Annotated in this window: 16 protein-coding genes and 2 tRNA genes; 14 read left to right on the top strand and 4 right to left on the bottom strand. The window is 62.0% G+C overall.

All coding sequences use genetic code 11. The annotated features are described in order from the left end of the window. Positions 1-123: 123 nt before the first annotated feature. From lon to HCN58_RS24280, 4 genes are all read left to right on the top strand, one after another. Positions 124-2,550 (top strand): endopeptidase La, encoded by a 2,427-nt coding sequence (lon, locus tag HCN58_RS24295; RefSeq protein ID WP_171581916.1) that lies wholly within the window; start codon positions 124-126, stop codon positions 2,548-2,550. A gap of 276 nt (positions 2,551-2,826) precedes the next feature. Beyond that, a tRNA-Val gene (locus HCN58_RS24290) sits at positions 2,827-2,901 on the top strand. A gap of 136 nt (positions 2,902-3,037) precedes the next feature. Then, positions 3,038-3,742 (top strand): FkbM family methyltransferase, encoded by a 705-nt coding sequence (locus HCN58_RS24285; protein WP_171581915.1) that lies wholly within the window; start codon positions 3,038-3,040, stop codon positions 3,740-3,742. A gap of 606 nt (positions 3,743-4,348) precedes the next feature. Next, positions 4,349-5,209, top strand: a complete 861-nt coding sequence (locus HCN58_RS24280) for a class I SAM-dependent methyltransferase (protein ID WP_171581914.1) — start codon at positions 4,349-4,351, stop codon at positions 5,207-5,209. A gap of 134 nt (positions 5,210-5,343) precedes the next feature. Here the strand turns inward: HCN58_RS24280 and pepT are convergent, their stop codons facing one another. Beyond that, positions 5,344-6,600: a peptidase T gene (pepT, locus tag HCN58_RS24275; RefSeq protein WP_171581913.1), complete on the bottom strand. Its 1,257-nt coding sequence runs from the start codon at positions 6,598-6,600 to the stop codon at positions 5,344-5,346. Between the two features lie 105 nt (positions 6,601-6,705). Next, positions 6,706-7,005: an HU family DNA-binding protein gene (locus tag HCN58_RS24270; protein WP_171581912.1), complete on the bottom strand. Its 300-nt coding sequence runs from the start codon at positions 7,003-7,005 to the stop codon at positions 6,706-6,708. Between the two features lie 323 nt (positions 7,006-7,328). Between HCN58_RS24270 and HCN58_RS24265 the strand changes: the two genes are divergently transcribed. Beyond that, positions 7,329-7,405, top strand: a tRNA-Asp gene (locus HCN58_RS24265). Positions 7,406-7,499: 94 nt separating this feature from the next. On the opposite strand, the gene HCN58_RS24260 is transcribed toward HCN58_RS24265, so the two are convergent. After that, complete coding sequence (locus tag HCN58_RS24260; RefSeq protein WP_171581911.1) at positions 7,500-7,694, bottom strand: hypothetical protein; 195 nt, start codon at positions 7,692-7,694, stop codon at positions 7,500-7,502. A gap of 249 nt (positions 7,695-7,943) precedes the next feature. Next, positions 7,944-8,720: an MFS transporter gene (locus HCN58_RS24255; RefSeq protein ID WP_171582186.1), complete on the bottom strand. Its 777-nt coding sequence runs from the start codon at positions 8,718-8,720 to the stop codon at positions 7,944-7,946. A 66-nt stretch (positions 8,721-8,786) separates the two neighbouring features. On the opposite strand from HCN58_RS24255, the gene HCN58_RS24250 reads away from it, so the two are divergent. The 9 genes from HCN58_RS24250 (at position 8,787) to nuoF (ending at position 15,403) form a co-directional block, all read left to right on the top strand. Beyond that, entirely contained in the window at positions 8,787-9,302 is a 516-nt protein-coding gene (locus HCN58_RS24250) for a MarR family winged helix-turn-helix transcriptional regulator (RefSeq protein WP_171581910.1), read from the top strand. 199 nt (positions 9,303-9,501) lie between these two features. Next, a complete protein-coding gene (locus tag HCN58_RS24245; RefSeq protein ID WP_057856661.1) occupies positions 9,502-9,867 on the top strand; it encodes an NADH-quinone oxidoreductase subunit A in 366 nt (121 codons plus the stop codon). Beyond that, positions 9,858-10,448, top strand: a complete 591-nt coding sequence (locus HCN58_RS24240; RefSeq protein ID WP_171581909.1) for a NuoB/complex I 20 kDa subunit family protein — start codon at positions 9,858-9,860, stop codon at positions 10,446-10,448. The genes HCN58_RS24245 and HCN58_RS24240 overlap by 10 nt, the downstream gene beginning before the upstream one ends. A gap of 11 nt (positions 10,449-10,459) precedes the next feature. Further along, on the top strand, positions 10,460-11,071 hold the full coding sequence (locus HCN58_RS24235) for an NADH-quinone oxidoreductase subunit C (RefSeq protein WP_171581908.1): 612 nt from the start codon (positions 10,460-10,462) through the stop codon (positions 11,069-11,071). Positions 11,072-11,073: 2 nt separating this feature from the next. Further along, positions 11,074-12,264, top strand: a complete 1,191-nt coding sequence (locus HCN58_RS24230; protein ID WP_171581907.1) for an NADH-quinone oxidoreductase subunit D — start codon at positions 11,074-11,076, stop codon at positions 12,262-12,264. Continuing rightward, positions 12,264-13,223 (top strand): FkbM family methyltransferase, encoded by a 960-nt coding sequence (locus tag HCN58_RS24225; protein ID WP_171581906.1) that lies wholly within the window; start codon positions 12,264-12,266, stop codon positions 13,221-13,223. The genes HCN58_RS24230 and HCN58_RS24225 overlap by 1 nt, the downstream gene beginning before the upstream one ends. A gap of 11 nt (positions 13,224-13,234) precedes the next feature. Beyond that, complete coding sequence (nuoE, locus tag HCN58_RS24220; RefSeq protein ID WP_171581905.1) at positions 13,235-13,846, top strand: NADH-quinone oxidoreductase subunit NuoE; 612 nt, start codon at positions 13,235-13,237, stop codon at positions 13,844-13,846. Then, a complete protein-coding gene (locus tag HCN58_RS24215; RefSeq protein WP_171581904.1) occupies positions 13,846-14,058 on the top strand; it encodes a hypothetical protein in 213 nt (70 codons plus the stop codon). The genes nuoE and HCN58_RS24215 overlap by 1 nt, the downstream gene beginning before the upstream one ends. Positions 14,059-14,077: 19 nt before the next feature. Next, positions 14,078-15,403 (top strand): NADH-quinone oxidoreductase subunit NuoF, encoded by a 1,326-nt coding sequence (nuoF, locus tag HCN58_RS24210; protein ID WP_171581903.1) that lies wholly within the window; start codon positions 14,078-14,080, stop codon positions 15,401-15,403. The last annotated feature ends 4 nt before the right edge of the window (positions 15,404-15,407 follow it).

Raw genomic sequence — 15,407 nt, 5'->3', positions numbered from 1 at the left:
CAAAATCATCCGGTGAGAGACGGCCGCGAAGGCGGCCGAGCGACCCGGAACTCCCGGCACCTTGTGGCGGTTGCGCAAGCTAGGCGGACTGCGTGCAAGGGGGCAAAACAGAAGGAATAGGCCATGACGACCCCAAAAACCCGGCCAACCATCGTTCTCGGCGAAAGCCATTCGTATCCGGTGCTGCCGCTCCGCGACATCGTCGTATTTCCGCACATGATCGTGCCGCTGTTCGTCGGCCGCGAGAAATCGATCCGCGCCCTCGAAGAGGTGATGAAGAACGATGCGCTGATCCTGCTCGCGACGCAGAAGAACGCGTCCGACGACGATCCGAGCCCGGATTCCATCTACGAGGTCGGTACGCTTGCCAGCGTGCTGCAGCTCCTGAAGCTCCCCGACGGCACCGTGAAGGTGCTGGTCGAAGGGCTCGAGCGTGCGCGCGTGGAGAAGTACAGCGATCGCAGCGAATATTATGAAGCAAGCGCCGTCGCGCTCGCCGACACCGACGCCAACTCGGTTGAAGCCGAGGCCCTGGCGCGCTCGGTCGTGTCCGACTTCGAAAGCTATGTGAAGCTGAACAAGAAGATCTCCGCCGAAGTCGTCGGCGTGGTTCAAGCGATCACTGACTTCGCCAAGCTCAGCGATCAGGTCGCCCAGCATCTCGCGGTCAAGATCGCCGATCGTCAGGGCATCCTGGAGACGTTGTCCGTCACGCAGCGCCTGGAGAAGGTGCTGGGCCTGATGGAGAGCGAGATCTCGGTGTTGCAGGTCGAAAAGCGCATCCGCTCGCGCGTAAAGCGCCAGATGGAGAAGACCCAGCGCGAGTATTACCTGAACGAGCAGATGAAGGCGATCCAGAAGGAGCTCGGCGACGACGAAGGTCGCGATGAGTTGGCCGATCTGGAAGAGAAGATTGCCAAGACCAAGCTTTCCAAGGAAGCGCGGGAGAAGGCGCAGCACGAGTTGAAGAAGCTGCGCCAGATGTCGCCGATGTCAGCGGAAGCCACCGTCGTGCGCAACTATCTCGACTGGCTGCTGTCGATCCCGTGGAACAAGAAGTCCAAGGTCAAGAAGGACCTCGAGCAGGCGCAGGCCGTGCTGGACTCCGACCACTACGGGCTCGAGAAGGTCAAGGACCGCATCGTCGAGTATCTCGCGGTGCAATCGCGCGCCAACAAGCTGACCGGACCGATCCTATGCCTCGTTGGGCCTCCGGGCGTCGGCAAGACCTCGCTCGGCAAGTCGATCGCGAAGGCCACGGGCCGTGAGTTCGTGCGCGTCTCGCTCGGCGGCGTACGGGATGAAGCGGAAATCCGCGGTCACCGCCGCACCTACATTGGCTCGATGCCCGGCAAGATCATCCAGTCGATGCGCAAGGCGAAGACGTCGAACCCGCTGTTCCTGTTGGACGAGATCGACAAGATGGGCGCCGATTTCCGCGGCGATCCGTCGTCGGCACTGCTCGAGGTCCTCGACCCCGAGCAGAACTCGACCTTCAACGACCATTATCTGGAGGTCGACTACGACCTGTCGAACGTCATGTTCATCACGACCGCGAATACGCTCAATATTCCCGGGCCGCTGATGGACCGCATGGAGATCATCCGGATCGCCGGCTATACCGAGAACGAGAAGGTCGAGATCGCGCGCAAGCACCTGATCCCGAACGCCATCTCCAAGCATGGCCTCGATTCCAAGGAATGGTCGATCGACGACGATGCCTTGCTCTTGATGATCCGCCGCTACACCCGCGAAGCGGGCGTGCGCAACCTGGAGCGTGAGCTCTCCACACTCGCCCGCAAGGCGGTGAAGGAGCTGATGATCTCCAAAAAGAAGTCGGTCAAGGTCACCGAGAAGACTCTCGAAGACTTCCTCGGCGTGCCGAAGTACCGTTTCGGCGAGATCGAGAGCGAGCCGCAGGTCGGTATCGTCACGGGTCTGGCCTGGACCGATGTCGGCGGCGAGCTGCTGACGATCGAAGGCGTCATGATGCCCGGCAAGGGCAAGATGACGGTCACGGGCAACCTGCGCGACGTGATGAAGGAGTCGATCTCGGCGGCGGCGTCCTATGTCCGCTCGCGGGCGATCAACTACGGCGTCGAGCCGCCGCTGTTCGATAAGCGTGACATCCACGTCCACGTGCCGGAGGGCGCAACCCCGAAGGACGGGCCGTCGGCGGGTGTCGCAATGGCAACCGCGATCATCTCGGTCATGACCGGCATTCCGGTCCGACACGATGTCGCGATGACCGGCGAGATCACGCTGCGTGGTCGCGTGCTGCCGATCGGCGGTCTGAAGGAAAAGCTGCTCGCGGCTGCCCGCGGCGGCATCAAGACTGTGCTGATCCCCGAGGACAACGCCAAGGATCTCACGGAGATTTCCGATGCGATCAAGGGCGGCATGGAGATCGTGCCGGTTGCCCGGCTCGATGATGTCGTCGCCAAGGCGCTCGTCCGTGCCCCGGTGCCGATCGTCTGGGAAGAGGACACCAAGGTGCCGGTCAAGCAGGACGCCGCGGACGAAGCGGCCGGTGGCCTGACGGCCCACTGAACCGGGTCCAGATCTAGCGAAAGCGGCGTCCCCGGCCGGGGCGCCGCTTTTTATTCAGTCCGGCCCAGCTTGCGCCGGAGGGCAGGGCGGGGCTAAACAGACAGGGTAAGGGCGGCTGGCTCAGCTGGTTAGAGCATCTCGTTTAGACCGATGTGCTCTCAACGAAGAAGTGCCCATTTTTATAGGGCTCGCTTTAATCAGCGAATGCTTATGCCCATGAAGCCGCCCATGAAACTGGGCGCAACAAGAGCGGCCCCGAAGGGCCGTTGATTGAGTGGGCGGTTAGCTCAGCGGGAGAGCGGCTGCTTTACACGCAGCGGGTCGGCGGTTCGATCCCGTCACCGCCCACCAACATCATATTAGCACGGCCAATTATGAGACGTTACCATTTTAAGGAGCGGCTCAGGTGTCAAAATTTTCGCAGTTCTCAGGACTATTGAAGGCAGTTGGTTGGAAGTCCGCCGCGTTGATCTTGGTGGACTGGGCCTTGAAGCGAGACGTTGAGCGCACGATTAATCTTGATGGGCGCTCGGCAATACTACGGCCGAGCGATAGCGATCTGTTCGTGGTGGCGCAAACCCACGGGCACAAGGAATACGACATTGGAGATCGCACCGAACCATTGCGGGAACTCGCAAGGTCATGGCGGTCGGAAGGGGTCACGCCTATCATCATCGATGCCGGGGCGAACGTCGGCTACAGCAGCCTCTATTTCGCCGAGCAATATCCCGAGGCGCTGGTGATCGCGCTGGAGCCTCACCCCCAAACCTTCGCTATGCTCGAACGCAATTGCGCGCAGCACCCACGCATCAAGGTGGTGCAGGGCGCGCTCTGGCTCGACGAAAAAGGTGTCAGCATCAGGAGCGGCGAGGATCAATCGTGGTCTCACAGCGTCACCAGAGCGAGCGCAAACGCGGTTCCCTCGTTCACGGTCGATGGTGTCCGCGAGCTGATGCCGAATTCGAAGACGCTGATCCTGAAGATGGACATCGAGGGGGCTGAGCGTGAGGCATGCGTTCCGTCCTCCGATACCCTAAAAACCTGCCCCTGCATCATGGTCGAGCCGCACGATTTTATGCTCCCGGGAGCGGCCTGCATGATGCCGCTGATCGCGCAGATCGCAAATCGGCGGATGGACACGCTCCTGCTCGGGGAGAAGCTGGTGTTCTTGGATGCAGCGATATCGACCTAAAGAGATCACGGTGAACATCACGATGGCTTGGCAGATCGAAGGGCAGGGCGATGAGCGCCTGATCGTGAACGTCCGCTGGTGGTCGGCTCGGTCTAGCGCGGCGGCGGTGCCAGCGCGAACGGCTGGCAAGTCGAGGTCCTATGGTCAAGCCCTAAGGGCGACATTGTGTTCGACGCGCCAACGCTGATGACGGCCAGCGCGTTCGTGACCGGGGTCGAGCGGGCGCGTTTGAGGCGATGCTCGATGTCGCCCTCGAGAGCGCTCGGATCAACCAATGGGACAATCCGAATATACCGAGGGGCAGACGGTGAGCGGCGAATAGACCGGATCACGCCCATGAAATCCCGTCGCAAGGGTTACGAGGCGTTTGCGGCGACACTAAATCATTTGATTTTGCTATGGGCCGTTATAGCGTCTCCTCGTTTGCACCGCGAGGGAGGCGAGTTCGAATCTCTCGCCGCTTACCCAGCCTTCGCGCTGGCGCGCTACGGCTCCGCAAGCCAGCTCTCTCGTGAGCGCGAAGGCTGTCGCGCCGAAGTTCGAAGAGCGAAGGCGGACTGATCCCGAGACCCGAACATCTCGAACCATCAAAAAGGGGCCGCTCAAATGGACGCACCGGCAAGCCACGGTCAAAACGCCGACCAGGTCGCTTACTGGAACGGTCCGGCTGGCCAGCGCTGGGCGGAACGGCAGGCGGCGCAGGACGTGCTGCTCAAGCCGGTTGCCGACCTTGTCGTCGAGCGGGCCAAGTTGATGCCGGGTGAGCGCGTCATCGATGTCGGTTGCGGCAGCGGCGCCACCGCGAGTGCGTTTGCGCAAAAGGTCGCGCCATCAGGCCATGTCCTCGGCATCGACGTGTCGGGCCCGATGCTGGAGCGGGCGCGGCAGAGTGCGCCGAAGGATTTGCCGATCGATTTCGTTCTTGCCGACGCCACTGTTTATCCGTTTGCCCCTGCCAGCTTCGATGTGCTGGCCTCGCGGTTCGGCGTGATGTTCTTTGCCGATCCCGCGCTGTCGTTTGCCAACATGCGGAAAGCCCTGCGGCCGACGGGCAGGCTTGCATTTGCGTGCTGGCGCGAGCCGCGTGAAAACCCGTTCTTCATGGCGCCGCTGCAGGCGGCCTACAAACACGTGCCGAAACTGCCGCAGGTTGGGCCGGAAGATCCCGGCCCGTTTGCGTTTGCCTCGGAGGCGCGGGTGCGCCGGATTCTCGGTGAGGCCGGCTTTACCGGTGTCGAAATGGAAGAATGTCCGCTGTTGCTGGACGCTGCGATCGGCCGCGGTCTTGATGGCGCGGTGCAGGGCGCGCTGGAGATCGGACCGGTGAGCCGTGCGCTGGAAGGCCAGCCGGAAGACGCTCGCGCTGCCGTCGCCGCTTCGATCCGCGAAGCGCTCACGCCGTTCGCCAAGGGCGACGCGGTGTTGCTGCCGGCGTCGGTCTGGATCGTGACGGCAAGGGCATCGTAGAACGAGTAAGCGCACTCATCCCGCAACAGCGTCATTGCGAACCAAGCGAAGCAATCCATAGCGCGTCACAACGGAAAGATGGATTGCTTCGTCGCTGTCGCTCCTTGCAATGATGGGGAGAGAGCGGGACGCCGTTAAGCCCGCTCTTCCCAGATCATCGCCAGATGCACGATGGTCTCCGCGGCCTTTTCCATGTCCTGGCGGCTCACCCATTCCAGCCGCGAGTGGAAGGCGTGTTCGCCGGCAAAAATGTTGGGGCAAGGCAGGCCCATGAACGACAGCCGCGAGCCGTCGGTGCCGCCCCGGATCGAGCTTCGCACCGGCGTTAGCCCCGCGCGCTTGATCGCCTCAATGGCGTACTCGACCGTTTGCGGATGGCGGTCGATCACCTCTTTCATGTTGCGGTATTGCGGCTTGACGTCCATCCGGTACGTCGAGCGCGGATAATCCTTCATCACGTCCTTGACGATGCCTTCGAGCAGCGCTTCCTTTTGCTGCAGGCCCTCGTCGGTGAAATCGCGCACGATGAAGCTGATGGTGGCTTTCTCCAGCGCCCCCGAAATGCCGATCGGATGCAGAAAGCCTTCCTTGCCTTCGGTGGTTTCAGGCGAGCAGGTGTTCTTGGGCAGGCGGTCGATGATGGCTGCCGCGATCTTGATCGCGTGCTCCATCTTGCCCTTGGCGAAACCGGGATGGGTCGAGACGCCCTCGATGGTGATGGTGGCGCCGTCGGCTGAAAAAGTTTCGTCCTCGATATGCCCGGCGCTTTCGCCGTCCATCGTGTAGGCGAAGTCGGCGCCGAGCTTTTTCAGGTCGACCTTGTCGACGCCGCGGCCGATCTCTTCATCCGGCGTGAACAGGATCTTGATGATGCCGTGCTTGATGTGCGGATTTTGAATCAGGAACCGCGCCGCATCCATGATCTCGGCGAGGCCGGCCTTGTTGTCGGCGCCGAGCAGCGTGGTGCCGTCGGTCGTGATGATGTCGTGGCCAATCTGGCCGGCAAGCGCGGGATGATCGACAAAGCGGATCACCTGCGTGGGATCCGCCGGCAGCACGATGTCGCCGCCGCGATAATTCCTGGCGATCTGCGGCTTGACGTTGGCGCCGGTGCAATCCGGGGACGTATCCATATGCGAGCAGAAGCAGATCACCGGAACATTCTTGTCGGTAGTCGCCGGGATCGTCGCGTAGACGTAGCCGTGCTCGTCGAGATGGGCGTCGGTGAGCCCCATCGCCTGCAGCTCCGAAGCCAGCAGGCGGCCCAAATTCTTCTGTTTCTCGGTGGAAGGGCAGGTCGGCGAGGCCGGATCGGACTGGGTGTCGATCACGACATAGCGCAGGAAGCGCTCAGTGACATCGTGGGTGAAGGCGAGGGGGGAGGGCGGCATGATGATCCGGAAAAGATGAGCAAGGAAAGCGCTCTATAACAGAAAAGCGCCATTCCGGGTCCCAGCCGGAACGGCGCTTCGGATGCGATCGGGCGAAAGGCGCCGTCACACGGCTTCCTTGAGTTCCTTGGCCGCCCGGAACGCGACCTTCTTGCTGGCCTTGATCTGGATCGGTTCGCCGGTGGCGGGGTTGCGCCCGGTGCGGGCGGCGCGCTTGCGGACCTGGAGGATGCCGAGTCCGACGATTCTGATACGCTCGCCCTTTTTCAGGTGTTTTGTAATCTTGCCGACCATGTCGATCAGGATCGCTTCCGCGGCCTTTTTCGACAGGTCATGTTCCTCGGCGAGAGCCGCTGCCAGATGTTTCAGTGTGATGGTGGCTGGAGCCGCCGCTTTCTTCGCCATGTCTGGCCCTCCTCGTTGGTTGAATGGCTTTTAAGCTCGTTGGTCGATACCGGTCCGCGTCGGGAAAATGCGTTGGTGGTGACTTGAAACCCGCGGTTCCGGCACAATCAGAGTGGAGAGGATTTCAAGAAACCCAGACGTAGCAGGCGTTATACGATTCGGATAATCGCCGCCTCCGCTGTTTTAGCTGAAAACAGGCCGTTATTTGCATCGGAGTCGCAGAAACGCCCGTGTGGCGCGGGGATTCGCAACGTCCTTGACTAAGCCGGAGCGGGCCTTTATGCCCTCGGTTCTGCGCGGATCAGGATCTGATTACGGCATCCGCGGGAGTAGCTCAGTTGGTTAGAGCGCCGCCCTGTCACGGCGGAGGCCGCGGGTTCGAGTCCCGTCTCTCGCGCCATTCTTTTCAGTGGCTTGCATCGATCCTAAAAGACTGCTGCAAACAAAAGGCCGCCCGAGGGCGGCCATTTTTATTCCAACGACATCGATATCGTTTAACGCACCGTCGAGGCATTCGAGCTGGTGACGACCACCGGCTTCCCCGCTTTTACGACCTGGGCAGTCTGGCTGTACTCAGAACCGGTCCGAGCCGAGATGCCGAAAGCCGCAACCGCGATACCGGCCACCAGCGCCACAACCACTATCTTCAGGTGGGTACTGCGATCCGCCGAATGAATGGAGTGGTTCATCTGATGCCTCCCGGACGCCTTTGGCGTCCTGTGTTGGGGAGAGAAGTACGCCCCGTCTGTTTCAGGATCGTTTCGCGGTTTCGGCAAAATGGTTTCATTCGGCCGGTTGTGGCCGGTTTTTCGGCCAAGAATCCGAGATGTAGATCACATACGGGCTGCCAGCCGAGATCAAACGCGGGCTCACGGAACTGCGCCGGGATGAAAGTAGCAACAAAAACAAAGGGATAAGCTGGCGGCGAGCGGATCGGATCAGTTTGCCCGCAGGATATCGCCTCGGATCGACCGGGCCGCCCAGATGAACAACAGGGCGTCTATCGTGGTCGTGACCGCAGCCGACAGCAGCGAATACCGCACGGCCTGGGTGCCCAAATCGGCCTTCAAGCCATCGTTGAGCATGCCGACGGCGAGCGGGCCGACGCCTTGGCCAAAGCAGGGCGCGGTCAGCAGCACGATCGCCGACGCAGCGCCCGCAGGCTCGGCCTGGCGCCTGCGCCACCGCAAAGATTGGCCCATGCGCCAGCCGTAGTGCTGGTTGACGTAACCGCCGATGAAATAGCCGAGAAAGACGCCGAGATAGGTGCCGATGGCATAGACGCCGAGCGCGCGCGGGCGCTCATTCTTGCTGAAGAGATCGGCGATGATCGCCTGCGAGGCGGGCGTACCGCCGGGGCCTATGCCGACGCCGATACGTGCCAAGGCCAGCGTCGCCCCGCTTTGCGCCATGCCGCAAAACAGCGTCATCGCGCTCCAGAACGCCAGCGCGACGGCCACGATGTTGCGACGGTTGAAGCGGTCGGCGATGCGCGCGATCGGGATGCCGAGCAGCGAGTAGAACAGCACGAAGCCGAAGCCCGCCAGCAGTCCTATCGTGGTGTCGCTGAGCGCAAACTCCTTTTTGATCGGCTCAATCAGGACGTTGAAGATGGTGCGGTCGAGGAAGTTCAGCGCATAGATGACAGTCAACAGCGCGAGCACGTAATCCCCGCCTCGAATTCCGCCGGCGGCGCGTTTAAATCCCCGTTCGATGGGCCCATCTGGTGGTCCTTCTCGATGGTCCTTGGCACCGGCGCGCTTTGTTGGCAGAGGTTGCAAATGAGCCGGAAGCCGGAAAAGCAGACCGCGCCATCGCCTGCGGCCGCCGATGTCGCGGAATTGGCGCCGATCACCGCGATGTTATCGTCGCGGCTGATGGTGTTGGCCAATCTGCTCAAGCGCGGCGCGATTCTGCGCTACAAGCGGCTTGCAGGGCTGTCCTCGGTGGAGTTCGGCCTGGTGGCCTCGCTGGGCCGGCGGCCACCGATGAGCGTTATCAGGCTCGCGGAAGCGGTCGGCATGGATAAGGGCCAGATCAGCCGGGCGCTGGCGGAACTGGTCGCGCGCAAGCTGGTGGCCAAGGCGGTCAACCCGCGGGACAACCGTGAGACGCTGGTCTGCCTGAGCAAGGCGGGGCTGGCCGCCCATGATGCAATTGTGGCAGGGGCGCAGGAGCGTAATCGGCGCCTGCTGGAACAGCTCGGCAAGGAAGAGCTGGCGGTGTTGCTCGACCAGATCGATCGCCTGACCGAAACGGCCGCCGCAATGCTCGCGGATGAGAAGCATTTGAAGTGAAAATTCGGGCACCATGCGGCCCGGCCTGCGTTGGTCGGGCGAGGCAGGAACGCAACACTTTTTCGGGTTTTGCAGACGCGTCAAGTGCGGACGGAGACGTGAAACCGGCTTGTCTTGCGCCCTCTGTTGCGCTGCGCTAAGCCAAGAATAATTCCAATCAACGAATCTGCGGCCAAATCCGCAGGAAAAGGCACCGCCGATGACCGGCATCCTGCAGAATTACCTTCCACTTGTGGTGTTTATTGGGGTGGCGAGCCTGATCGGTCTGGCGCTCCTGATCGCCCCATTCCTGGTCGCATTCCAACAGCCGGACCCGGAAAAGCTCTCCGCCTATGAATGCGGATTCAATGCTTTTGACGACGCCCGCATGAAGTTCGACGTCCGCTTCTATCTGGTTGCGATCCTCTTCATCATTTTCGACCTCGAAGTGGCGTTTCTGTTCCCCTGGGCGGTCGCGTTCGGCAAGCTCGGCGCGACCGGCTTCTGGTCGATGATGGTGTTCCTCGCCGTCCTCACGGTCGGCTTTGCTTATGAGTGGAAGAAAGGCGCGCTCGAATGGGATTGAGCCAGACAATAACAGGCTCTTCGCCGGCGATCGCGCTGGCGCCGAAGGGCATTCTCGACCCCTCGACCGGCAAGCCGGTCGGCGCCAACGACCCGTTCTTCCTCGAGGTCAACCACGAACTGTCGGACAAGGGCTTCTTCGTTGCCGCCGCCGACGATCTGATCACCTGGGCTCGCACGGGCTCGTTGATGTGGATGACCTTCGGCCTCGCCTGCTGCGCGGTCGAGATGATGCAGGTGTCGATGCCGCGCTACGACGTCGAGCGCTTCGGCTTTGCGCCGCGCGCCTCGCCGCGGCAGTCCGATGTCATGATCGTGGCGGGCACGCTGACCAACAAGATGGCGCCGGCGCTGCGCAAGGTCTACGATCAGATGCCCGAGCCGCGCTACGTGATCTCGATGGGGTCGTGCGCCAATGGCGGCGGCTACTATCATTACTCGTACTCGGTGGTGCGCGGCTGCGACCGCATTGTGCCGATCGACATCTACGTGCCCGGATGCCCACCGACGGCGGAGGCGCTGCTCTACGGCATATTGCTGCTGCAGAAGAAGATCCGGCGCATCGGGACCATCGAACGCTAAGGTTTTAGGTAATGGACGACGGCAAGCTCGACGCCCTTGGGCAGACGATTGTTAGCGCGCTTCCGGGCGCGGCCACTGCCCATGCGGTCGCGTTCAATCAGCTCACCGTCACGGTCGAGGCCGGCAAGATCGTCGATGTCATGAAGCACCTGCGCGACGATCCTGCGCTGCGCTTTGTCAACATCACCGACGTGACGGCAGTGGACTATCCCGGCCGCGAGAAGCGGTTCGACGTGGTCTATCATCTACTGTCGCCGACGCTGAACGAGCGCATTCGCATCCGCGCCGAGGCCGATGAGACCACGCAGGTGCCATCGATCATTGACGTGTTTCCCGGCGCCGACTGGTTCGAGCGCGAGACCTACGACCTCTACGGCGTGATCTTCACCGGCCACCCCGACATGCGTCGGCTGCTGACGGACTACGGCTTCGACGGCCATCCCTTGCGCAAGGATTTCCCGCTCACCGGCTTCGTTGAGGTCCGCTACGACGACCAGGAGAAGCGTGTGCTCTACGAGCCCGTCCGTCTCAACCAGGAATTCCGTAAATTCGATTTCCTCTCGCCATGGGAAGGCGCTGATTATCCGCTGCCGGGCGATGAGAAGGCTGAGCCGAAGGCCTGACCATGAACGAACAGAATCTCCGGAATTTCACCATCAACTTCGGGCCGCAGCATCCGGCGGCGCATGGCGTGCTGCGCCTTGTTCTGGAATTGGATGGCGAGGTCGTCGAGCGCGTCGATCCGCATATTGGCCTCCTGCATCGCGGGACCGAAAAGCTGATCGAGGCAAAGACCTATCTGCAGGCAATTCCGTATTTCGACCGGCTCGATTACGTCGCGCCGATGAATCAGGAGCACGCGTTCTGTCTCGCCGCGGAAAAGTTGCTTGGCATCAGCGTGCCGCGCCGCGGCCAGTTGATCCGCGTGCTCTATTGCGAAATCGGCCGCATCCTGTCGCATCTGCTCAACGTCACCACGCAGGCGATGGACGTCGGTGCGCTCACTCCGCCGCTGTGGGGCTTTGAAGAGCGCGAAAAGCTGATGGTGTTTTATGAGCGCGCCTCCGGTTCGCGCATGCATGCGGCCTATTTCCGTGTCGGCGGCGTGCATCAGGACCTGCCGCCAAAACTGATCGACGATATCGAGGCCTGGTGCGATCCGTTCCTTCAGGTGGTCGCCGACCTTGAAACGCTGCTGACGGGCAATCGCATCTTCAAGCAGCGCAACGTCGATATCGGCGTGGTGACGCTGCAGCAGGCTTGGGAGTGGGGCTTCTCCGGCGTCATGGTGCGCGGCTCGGGCGCGGCATGGGACCTGCGCAAGGCGCAGCCCTACGAGTGCTACGCCGAAATGGATTTCGACATTCCGATCGGCAAGAACGGCGACTGCTACGACCGCTACTGCATCCGGATGGAAGAAATGCGCCAGTCCGTGCACATCATGAAGCAGTGCATCGCAAAGCTGCGTGAGCCTGATGGCCAGGGACCCGTCGTAGTCGAGGATAACAAGATCGCGCCACCGCGGCGCGGCGAGATGAAGCGCTCGATGGAAGCCCTCATCCACCATTTCAAGCTCTATACCGAAGGCGTGCACGTCCCGGCGGGCGAAGTCTACGCCGCGGTCGAGGCGCCGAAAGGTGAGTTCGGCGTCTACCTGGTCTCCGATGGCACCAACAAGCCTTACAAATGCAAGATCCGTGCGCCGGGCTTTGCTCATTTGCAGGCGATGGATTTCATCTGCCGCGGCCATCTGCTCGCCGACGTCTCGGCCATTCTCGGCTCGCTCGACATCGTGTTCGGAGAGGTCGATCGGTGATGGCGCAGGCGCCCATCCAGTTTGACCGGGCATCGGGCGCACTCGAGGGTGCGAACGCGTGGGAGCGTTTGGCCGCGTTGGCGCTGGTGCTAGGGTCGAAGGTGGCGTCTAACTTTTCGCATCGCGGCTACAACATCTGCGCCAACCTGTTGCGCACGACACTGCCTGAGCGCGGCATCCAGATCAAACTCAATCCCGATGCCGTGTTCGAATTTCCCTATGGCGACGGCTACTGGAGCAAGTTGCTCAACCGCACCTTCAGCTATGAAGACGAGTTGGAGCTGCTGTTCAAGGATTCAGCCGACGTCGACTACACGCTGCTCGATTGCGGCGCCAATTACGGCTACTGGTCGGTCTTGGCGTCGAGCAAGCCGTTCGGCTCGCACAAAGCGATCGCGATCGAGCCATCGGGACAGAATTTCCCGAAGCTGGCCAACAATGCCAAAATCAACGGCAATCGTTTCGAAGTGATGAAATGCGCGATCGGTGCCGCGCGCGGCACCGCGCGGCTATCAGGCACCAAGCATGAGGCCTTCAGCATTGCCGGCGACCAATCGGGCGGCGAGGAAGTGCCGGTCATCGCGCTCGACAATCTGCTCGATGACGGCATGGTCGCTGCGGATGGAAAATACCTGATCAAGCTCGACGTCGAAGGCGTCGAGATCGAGGCCATGAAGGGCGGCGCGCGGCTGATGCAGGGCGACAGCGTCTTGCTGTGCGAGGAGCACGGTAATGACCCCGAGCATACCGTATCGCGCTATATCCTCGAACAGACGCCGCTGAAGCTGATCGTCTACGATCCGCGCAGCAATCGCCTTGAAACCGTGACCGATCTTTCGATCCTGGACCGGATCAAGGTTTCAACCCATGTCGGCTACAACGTGTTCGGCACCGCAAGCGCATTCTGGCTCGCCCGGATTGAAGCGCTCAATGCGAAAGCCGCGCGCCGCGTGCAATGAGAGACTGAACGATGTCCGTCCGCCGCCTCGCACCGAAGGAATTGCAGCCCGCGAGCTTCACGTTCACGGATGAGAATCTCGCCTGGGCCAAGGCGCAGATCGCAAAGTATCCGCCGGGACGGCAGGCGTCTGCTGTCATCGCGATCCTGTGGCGCGCGCAGGAGCAGCATGACGGATGGGTATCGGAAGCCGCGATCCGCGTGGTCGCCGACCTGCTCGACATGCCCTACATCCGCGTGCTGGAAGTGGCGACCTTCTACACCATGTTCCAGTTGCAGCCGGTCGGCAAGAAGGCCCATGTGCAGGTGTGCGGCACCACGCCTTGCCGGCTGCGCGGCGCCGGCGACCTGATCGAGGTATGCCAGAGCCGCATTCATCACGAGCCCTTCCATGTGTCGAAGGACGGCAACTTTAGCTGGGAAGAGGTCGAGTGCCTGGGCGCCTGCGTCAACGCGCCGATGGTGCAGATCTGGAAGGACACTTACGAGGACCTGACCAAGGAAAGTTTCGGCAAGGTGCTGGACGGCTTTGCTTCGGGCAATCCGCCGAAGCCCGGACCGCAGGTCGACCGTCAGTTCTCGGCGCCTGTCGGTGGGCCGACGACGCTGAAAGAATCGACATGATGCGTAACGGCACATCGCCCGTGAGCGGGCCGGGGAGGGTCAGCGCGATGAAGAACTGGCGCTATATCGGCATGCACGCCGTGGCGGCGGCGGCGTTCATTTTTCTGCTGCAGCGTTACGGGCTGAACGCAACGCTCGAATCCAGCCTGTTGTGGGCACTGACCTTCGGCGGATGCGCCGCGGGCCTCGCCTATGCGCAGTCCAATCGTTGATCTGAGGAAGCTTCAAGTCATGCTCGACGACAAGGATCGCATCTTCAAGAACCTCTATGGCCTTCATGATTGGGGGCTGGAGGGCGCGCGCCGCCGCGGCGCGTGGGACGGCACCAAAGCGATCATCGACAAGGGCCGCGACTGGATCATCAACGAGATGAAGGCCTCCGGCCTGCGCGGCCGCGGCGGGGCGGGCTTTCCGACCGGCCTGAAATGGTCGTTCATGCCGAAGGAATCCACCGACGGCCGGCCGAGCTATCTCGTGGTCAACGCCGACGAATCCGAGCCCGGCACTTGCAAGGACCGCGAGATCATGCGGCACGATCCGCATCTCTTGGTCGAGGGCTGCCTGCTCGCGAGCTTCGCGATGGGCGCGCATGCCTGCTATATCTATGTCCGCGGCGAGTTCATCCGCGAGCGCGAGCATCTGCAGGCCGCGATCGACCAGGCCTATGACGCCAAACTGGTCGGCAAGGACAACGTCAATGGCTGGCCATTCGACGTTTATGTCGCCCATGGCGCCGGCGCGTATATCTGCGGCGAGGAAACTGCGCTGCTGGAAAGCCTCGAAGGCAAGAAGGGCCAGCCGCGGCTGAAGCCGCCATTCCCGGCCAATGTCGGCCTCTACGGCTGCCCGACTACCGTCAACAATGTCGAATCCATCGCGGTCGCGCCCGACATTCTCCGTCGTGGCGCGGCGTGGTTCGCCGCCATCGGCCGGCCCAACAACGTCGGAACAAAACTGTTTTGCGTTTCCGGCCATGTCGAGCGTCCCTGCAACGTCGAAGAGGCGATGGGTATTCCGTTCCGTGAGCTGATCGAGCGCCATTGCGGCGGCATTCGCGGGGGCTGGGACAATTTGAAAGCCGTGATTCCCGGTGGCTCGTCGGTGCGCATGGTGCCGGCCGAGCAGATCATCGATACGCCGATGGATTTCGACAGCCTCGGCAAGCTGCGCTCGGGCCTCGGCACCGCAGCCGTGATCGTGATGGACAAGTCGACCGACCTGATCCGGGCGATCGCGCGCATCTCCTATTTCTACAAGCATGAGAGCTGCGGCCAGTGCACGCCCTGCCGCGAAGGCACAGGCTGGATGTGGCGCGTGCTGACCCGCATGGCCGAGGGTAGGGCGCATAAGCGCGAGATCGACATGCTGCTTGAGGTGACAAAACAGGTCGAAGGTCACACCATCTGCGCGCTCGGCGACGCCGCGGCGTGGCCGATCCAGGGCCTGATCGCGCATTTCCGTCACGAGATCGAGGCGCGCATCGACCAGTATTCGCACAAGGCCGATATCGACGATACCGGCGTGCGCGATCCCGTGAACCTGGTCGCGGCGGAGTAGGGCA

Origin of the sequence: Bradyrhizobium australiense (genome assembly GCF_013114825.1) — a bacterium.
GTDB lineage: Bacteria > Pseudomonadota > Alphaproteobacteria > Rhizobiales > Xanthobacteraceae > Bradyrhizobium > Bradyrhizobium australiense.
Note: the sequence above shows the minus strand (reverse complement) of the source record. Positions and strands in the feature narration are given on the sequence as shown.

Coding starts and splice junctions, on each gene's coding strand:
- lon (WP_171581916.1), top strand. CDS start 124: ATGACGACCCCAAAAACCCGGCCAACCATCGTTCTCGGCGAAAGCCAT.
- HCN58_RS24280 (WP_171581914.1), top strand. CDS start 4,349: ATGGACGCACCGGCAAGCCACGGTCAAAACGCCGACCAGGTCGCTTAC.
- pepT (WP_171581913.1), bottom strand. CDS start 6,600: ATGCCGCCCTCCCCCCTCGCCTTCACCCACGATGTCACTGAGCGCTTC.
- HCN58_RS24270 (WP_171581912.1), bottom strand. CDS start 7,005: ATGGCGAAGAAAGCGGCGGCTCCAGCCACCATCACACTGAAACATCTG.
- HCN58_RS24260 (WP_171581911.1), bottom strand. CDS start 7,694: ATGAACCACTCCATTCATTCGGCGGATCGCAGTACCCACCTGAAGATA.
- HCN58_RS24250 (WP_171581910.1), top strand. CDS start 8,787: ATGAGCCGGAAGCCGGAAAAGCAGACCGCGCCATCGCCTGCGGCCGCC.
- HCN58_RS24245 (WP_057856661.1), top strand. CDS start 9,502: ATGACCGGCATCCTGCAGAATTACCTTCCACTTGTGGTGTTTATTGGG.
- HCN58_RS24240 (WP_171581909.1), top strand. CDS start 9,858: ATGGGATTGAGCCAGACAATAACAGGCTCTTCGCCGGCGATCGCGCTG.
- HCN58_RS24235 (WP_171581908.1), top strand. CDS start 10,460: ATGGACGACGGCAAGCTCGACGCCCTTGGGCAGACGATTGTTAGCGCG.
- HCN58_RS24230 (WP_171581907.1), top strand. CDS start 11,074: ATGAACGAACAGAATCTCCGGAATTTCACCATCAACTTCGGGCCGCAG.
- HCN58_RS24225 (WP_171581906.1), top strand. CDS start 12,264: ATGGCGCAGGCGCCCATCCAGTTTGACCGGGCATCGGGCGCACTCGAG.
- nuoE (WP_171581905.1), top strand. CDS start 13,235: ATGTCCGTCCGCCGCCTCGCACCGAAGGAATTGCAGCCCGCGAGCTTC.
- HCN58_RS24215 (WP_171581904.1), top strand. CDS start 13,846: ATGCGTAACGGCACATCGCCCGTGAGCGGGCCGGGGAGGGTCAGCGCG.
- nuoF (WP_171581903.1), top strand. CDS start 14,078: ATGCTCGACGACAAGGATCGCATCTTCAAGAACCTCTATGGCCTTCAT.